This is a genomic window from Nitratidesulfovibrio oxamicus (assembly GCF_015731765.1).
GTDB classification, from domain to species: domain Bacteria; phylum Desulfobacterota; class Desulfovibrionia; order Desulfovibrionales; family Desulfovibrionaceae; genus Cupidesulfovibrio; species Cupidesulfovibrio oxamicus.
The window spans coordinates 1-6,581 of record NZ_VRYY01000101.1 but is presented as its reverse complement, the minus strand read 5'-3'; the positions used below and the strand labels follow the sequence as shown (position 1 = coordinate 6,581).

The 6,581-nt window shown below is 67.7% G+C and carries 4 protein-coding genes; all 4 read right to left on the bottom strand.

All coding sequences use genetic code 11. The features are described 5' to 3' along the window. The coding region (locus FVW20_RS04630) for a helix-turn-helix domain-containing protein (RefSeq protein WP_196608492.1) at positions 1-419 on the bottom strand (419 nt) is incomplete at its 3' end. Between the two features lie 78 nt (positions 420-497). Then, entirely contained in the window at positions 498-1,460 is a 963-nt protein-coding gene (locus FVW20_RS04625) for a peptidyl-prolyl cis-trans isomerase (protein WP_196608491.1), read from the bottom strand. 336 nt (positions 1,461-1,796) lie between these two features. After that, positions 1,797-3,011, bottom strand: coding sequence for a peptidylprolyl isomerase (locus FVW20_RS04620; protein WP_196608490.1), 1,215 nt, complete (start codon positions 3,009-3,011; stop codon positions 1,797-1,799). 135 nt (positions 3,012-3,146) lie between these two features. Beyond that, positions 3,147-6,581, bottom strand: a 3,435-nt coding sequence (gene mfd / locus FVW20_RS04615) for a transcription-repair coupling factor (protein WP_196608489.1), incomplete at its 5' end; no start/stop codon positions are given.

Below are 6,581 nucleotides of genomic sequence, written 5' to 3'. Positions count from 1 at the left end.
TGCGCCACCTTGGGCAGGTCCGCCTCGCGCGCGGCCTGCTGGCTGTAGTACCAGCCGCCGCCAAGGGCCGCCAGCACCACCAGCAGGGCCAGCGCCAGCACCACCGGCGAAATGCCGGTGCGCGCGCGCCCCCGGGGCTGGACAATCACGGTTTCCGACAGCAGGTCTTCCGGCACTTCAAAGGGATAGGCCTCGTCCACGGCGCGCATGACCAGGTCGTTGTCCACGCCCAGCAGCGCCGCATAGGACTTGATGAAGCCTCGTGCGTACACCGAGTGCGGCAGCTGATCCTGATCGCCATCTTCTATGCCGCGCAGCACGCGGGCGGAAACCTTGATCCGGATCGCCACGTCGTCGATGTCGAGGCCTTTCGCCTCGCGAGCCTCGCGCAGGGCGATGCCGAGTTCCTTGAGTGCCATCTCCTCTCCTTGGCTGGGTCAACCTGCGGCAATGCAACCCGACCGGGCCGCACGCACCGGTCGGGACGCATGCGGAATCTAGATGCGAATGTCGATGACGGCCTTGTCATGCAGTTGCTTGGTGTACTCGGTGAAGCGTTCCTGCAGCTTGGGTTCACGCAGGATGTTCTCGATCTCCGGGGTGGCTTCCTCCACCGTCTGCGAACGGCCCGTGGTCACCGTCACCAGCTTCAGCATGGCCTTGCGGCCCTCCACCAGTATGACCTTGCTCGTCTCGCCCGCCTTCAGGCCATCCAGGGCTTCCTTCCAGGCCGGGGCAAGGTCGGTCCACTTCAGGGTGCCGATGTCGCCGCCGGAACCGGGGTTGGGGCCGATGGATTCGGTGGCGGCCAGTTGCTCGAAGGTCATCTGGCCGGTGCGCACCCTGTCGGCCAGCGCGTCCGCGTTGGCGGTGGGGGCAAAGATGACGAGGCCCAGGCGCACCATGCGGTCCGTGACGAACTGCGACTTGTGCGCCTCGTAGTACTTCTTGACGTCTTCCTGGGTGATCACGATCTTGCGGGCGATCATCAGCGTGAGCAGGCGGTGGCGCAGAATGCCCTTGCGCACGCGGTCGCGCATGATGTCCATGGACAGGCCCTGCTGTGTCAACTGGCGCTCGAATTCCTGCTGCGAAAGCTGGCTGCGCTGCACGAACTTGCGCAGTTCGTTCTCCACTTCGTTGTCCTGCACGGTGATCTTCCAGCGCTCCGCCTCCTGGTTCATCAGGATGTCGGAAATCATGGAGTCGAGCACCTGCAAGTGCACCTTGCGCACCGCTTCCTGGTGGGAGGGGTTGTTGCGGTCAAGGCCAAGACGCATCAGCTCGGGAGTGGCCTGGGCCTGCACGTCGAAGAAGGTTATCATTTCGCCGTTGACCACGGCAGCGATCTTGTTGATCTGCTCGGCCCGCGGCGCCACGACAACCACGGCGGCAAGACAGAGAAGACTGACGAAAAGGACGGGGGCGGCAAGGCGGAAGGTGCGGAGCAGCGGACGCAAGGGGCACTCCTGTTTGGTGGTTGGAGACGACCGGAATCGGCACGGGCACGAGGTTGCCATGGCGCCGCGAGGGCGGACGGACAACCGATGCAAACATTCGGATGCGAAAAGCCTGATGCAGCCAGGCCATTTCATCGTGGCCTGCTTGGTCCGGCCAAGGCATTCCAGCCAGTTCGGCCCGGCCAACCAGGCCACCGGTCCAGCCAGACCTGTCCGGGTGGACCGATGCGACCGGCCATGAATGGTCGAGATGAGCCTGCACGACCGGTTCGACCATGGCAAGCCCGGCATGTAATACCTTTTTCCCGTTTATGCAATCAACTGCAACAATTCGTATTATTTCGCCTTTGTCTTGCGCTGCGTACCGTTTGCCGCAGCACTCCGCCCCCCCTTGCCGTCTTCGGCGGGGGGCGGCGCATCCATCTCCGGGTCCGGCGCGGTTCCGTCCAGCGGTTCGCCCGCGTCCGGAATATCTTGCGGCTGCAGCGCCTGCCCTCCCTGACTTCCCTGACCGGAATGGCCCTGCGAGTCAGACATGCCGGGCATGCCGGTGGCGTTGCCGCCCCGGGACGCCGCGTCCTTTCCGGCGTCGCGCGTGTCCGGCAGCAGATGGGCGGACACCCTGATCCGCGCGGTGCGCAATTCCGCGTCCATCCAGCGGGCATAGGCCTCGTCCATCTTGCGTTCCAGCAGCACCCGCTCCACCAGCGGGTAGGCGTGGGAAAGCTCCAGTTGCTTCTCGGCAATCTCGCCCACCAGCAAAAACGACTGGTACCCCCATTCGCCCTGCTTCACCGCAGAGGCCTGCCGGGGCGCCAGCCCCGCCAGTTCCTTGCTCCACAGGGCAGGCAGGCGGTCACGGCGCATTTTCACCTCGCGCACGGTCACGGAAGGCTGGGCGGCCTCCACGTCGGCGGGCTTCGCACCGCCCAGCGACAGGGCGCGGGCCTTGTCCACGGCGGCCTTGTCCGGCCCGGCCACCACCAGGAACTGCACCCGGCGCGGCAGCCGGTAGTCCTGCCGGTGCGCGGCGTAGTGGGCCTCCACCTCTTCAAGGGGAATGCTGATGGTTGGCCGCAGGATGAGGCGCATGAACTTCTGCATGGCGATGCGGGCGCGCAGGCGCGAACGCCACAGGTCCAGGTCTATGTACTCCTCGACCAGCGACTTTTCGAATTCACCCGCCGGGTAGTCGCCGCGCACCTCGGCCTCGGCCTCGGCCACTTCCGCGTCGGTGACCGCGATGCTCTCCCGCGCCAGCGCCTGCGCCACCAGTTCCTGTACGATAAGGTCGGACAGCACCCCGCCGTACTGGGCCTGCAACTGCTCCACCGATGGGGCATGCCCGGACCAGCTCATGCTGCTCATGTCGTGCACCGCTTCCAGCGTGCGCAGCATGATGGGCCGACCGTTGACCGTGGCCACCACGCCTTCGGGCAGGGGGGCTTCGCCGCAGCCGGGCAGCAGCAATGTCAGCAGCATGGCCCACAGCGACAGGATGGCCCGTGCGCCGCGGAACGGACGGCGACCCGTGCGAAAACGCGACGGCATGCGGCAAGACGGCGACGGCATGCGGCAAGACGACGACGTCATGCGGAAGGACGGGGGCGATGAGGGAACCATGGGCAGGCCTGCTCTCCTGTTGCGGTGCGCGGAAGGGAACCGGATCCGGACGGCTCGGACCTGCTACACGCCAGACACGGGGCCGGGCACGGCGGCCAACGCCGCCAGTTCGGTGCGGATGGTATCCAGCCGCGCGCCCAGATCGCCTTCCGCCTCGGCGGCGGAACCGGGCACGGCCTCCAGGCGCACTTCCAGCGTGGACGGGGGCACCAGCCGCGCCTTGCCCTGCCGGGCCGCCACCCACGCCACCAGCCGTTCCGGCGCGATGACGGTCTGGCGTTCGTCCCAGACCAGCCGCAGCCGTTCGGGGTGGATGTCTGCCCGCACCACCTGCAAGGTCGCCAGGAAGCGCTTCAGCACCAGCACGGCGAGGAAGTTGCGCAACTCCGGCGGGCAGGGGCCGAAGCGGTCGCGCAGTTCCATCTCCACGTCCTGCAACGTGGCGGCGTCCGGCGCGGAGGACAGGGCCTTGTAGAACTTCAGCCGTTCGCGGGCATCGCCAATGTACGTTTCGGGAATGTGCGCGGCAAGTCCGATATTCAGTTCCGGCTCCACCGATTCGCGCGGGGGGTCGCCCTTCAGCCGGGCCACTTCCTCTTCCAGCATCTCCAGATACAGGTCGAGGCCAAGGCGGGTCATGTGGCCGGACTGCACCTCGCCCAGGATGTTCCCGGCGCCGCGCAGCCGCAGGTCTTCCATGGCCACCTGGAACCCGGCGCCCAGGTAGTCCAGTTCAAGGATGATGCGCATGCGCTGGCGGGCCTGTTCAGGCAGGCGTTCGGCGTCGGACACCACGAAGACGGCATATGCCTGCCGGTCGGACCGGCCCACGCGGCCGCGCAGCTGGTACAGCTGCCCCAGCCCGAACATCTGGGCCTGGTCCACGATAAGGGTGTTGGCGCGCGGAAAATCCAGGCCAGATTCCACGATGGCCGTGCACACCAGCACATCAAGCTCGCCGTGCCAGAACTTGTGCATGGTGTCTTCCAGCTCGCGCTCGCCCATCTGGCCGTGGGCCATGCCCACCCGCGCCGTGGGCACCAGCCCGCGCACGAATTCCGCCACCCGCTCCAGCCCCTGCACTCGGTTGTGCACCCAGAACACCTGCCCTTCGCGGGCTATTTCGCGTTCCAGGATCTGGCGCAGGGCGTTCTGGTCGCGCTCGATGAGCGCGGTGGCCACCGGCTTGCGTTCCGGCGGCGCGGTCTCGATGACCGACAGTTCGCGGATGCCCGACATGGACAGTTGCAGGGTGCGCGGAATGGGCGTGGCCGTCAGGGTCAGGGCGTCCACGTTCTTGCGGAACTTCTTCAGCTTTTCCTTGTGGCGCACGCCGAAGCGCTGTTCCTCGTCCAGCACCAGCAGGCCCAGGTTGGGCAGTTGCACATCGTCGGAGAGCAGGCGGTGGGTGCCGATGAGAATGTCGATCTGCCCGCGCGCGGCGGCTTGCAGCACTTCCTTCTGCTTCTGGCGCGACACGAAGCGGCTCAGCATGCCCACGTTGACCGGGAACCCGGCCAGACGGCTGCGGAAGGTCTGGTAATGCTGTTCCGCCAGCACCGTGGTGGGGCACAGCAGGGCCACCTGCCGGCCTTCGGCGGCGGCGCGGAAGGCCGCGCGAAGGGCCACCTCGGTCTTGCCGAAGCCCACGTCGCCGCACACCAGGCGGTCCATGGGTTCCGGCTTTTCCATGTCGTCCAGCACGTCCTGGATGGCCCGGGCCTGGTCCGGGGTTTCCTCGAAGCCGAAGGACGCCTCGAACTCGCGGTACAGTTCGCCCAGCGGACCGTAGCGATAGCCCTTGGCCACCTTGCGGTAGGCATACATCTGGACGAGGTCGGCGGCGATCTTCTCGATGGCCTTGCGGGCCTTGTCCTTGCTGGCCCGCCAGCCGGAACCGCCCAGCTTGTCCAGCGACGGGACGGAATCGTCCCCTCCCTTGAACCGCTGGATGAGCGACAGACGGTCCACGGGCAGGTACAGCCGGTCCTCGCCCGCGTATTCCAGCAGCAGAAAGTCGTTGGCCACCCCGCCAAGGTCCATGCGGTGCAGCCCGCCAAAGCGCCCCACGCCATAGTCGCGGTGCACCAGAAGGTCGCCGGGCGAAAGGTCGTCGTACTTGTCCAGCCCCAGAAAGGCCCCGGTGGGCACGCGGGGCTGGCGGTCGGCCTTGGGTTGCAGCACGTCCTCGCCGATGACCAGAACATTGTCCCACGCAAGGTCGATGCCCGCTCGGAACGGCGCCACCAGAGCATACAGGCCCCGGTCCGCCGGGGAATAGCGCAGGTTCGGGCGCACTCCGTCCTGTTCCGCCAGCTTCAGGAACTTGCGACGGCTGCGGTCGCTGGCAAAGCTGAGCACCACCTGGCGCCGTTCCGAGGTCCACTGGCGCAGGGCCGTCACCAGCCGCTGCCAGGGGCGGTCTTCGTCCACGGGTACGGAGGGGGTGGCGGCGAACAGGTCGCGGAAGGCGTGCAGCCGCCGTTCCGGCAGGTCCACACCGGTGCGCTCCACGCCCATGACCAGCCGTTCGAAATGGGCCACGGACCGGCCACGCCAGGCGGCCTGCGCCTCGTCCGCGTCGCGCAGCACGAGGGTGCGCGGCTGGCGCAGGCGGTGTTCGTCGTACTGGCGGTCCAGCAGGGCTTCCCAGTTGGTGCGGGCGGCTTCCAGCGCGGAGGACAGGTCGGCCCGGTCGGGCAGCAGCCACACGGCATCGCGCGGCAGCCAGTCTTCCATCCAGGTGGCGTTCTCGTACCAGGCGCCGGGCAGCAGGCCGGTGACCTCGCCCTCGGCCATGCGGGCAAGGGCGGCGGCCTGCTCGCCGTCGATGACGCCGTCCTTGCGCAACTGCCTCCAGCGGCGGGCGGCGGCCTCGCGGTATTCGCGGCAGCCCACCACCGGGGCCACGGGCAGCAGGCGGAACTCCTCCAGGCTGGCCAGCGACCGCTGGCTGGTGGCGTCGAACAGGCGGATGTCTTCCAGCGTATCGCCAAAGAATTCAAGGCGCAGCGGCTTTTCGTAACCGGGGGGAAAGATGTCCAGGATGTCGCCGCGCCGGGTCGCCTCGCCGGGGCGGCTGACCATCTGGGCACGCTCGAAACCCCAGTCGATGGCCTGGTCCAGCACCAGTTCGGGCGACATGTCCTCGCCCCGGGCCAGCCGCAGTTCGTGATGCTCGAAGATGTCCACCGGCGGCAGCCTGGGCAGCAGGTTGTCCACCGATATGATGATGCCGCGCGGGTGTTCGCGGCGACTCAGGGCGTACAGGCTGGCCATGCGTGCGGCCCAAGCCCCGCGCCCGCGAGTGCCTGCGGGGTGTTGCGGAAAGACTATCCACTGCGCGTCCCAGCGGGCCTGGGCCACTGCCGGGTCCGTGCCGGAAAGCTCTGGCGAGAACAGCGTGGTCAGGGCGCGGGCCTCGGCAAGTTCGGCGGCGTCGCGCACCACCATGACCACGTCGCGCCCGGCGCGCATCAGGGCCAGGGCCAGGCGGGC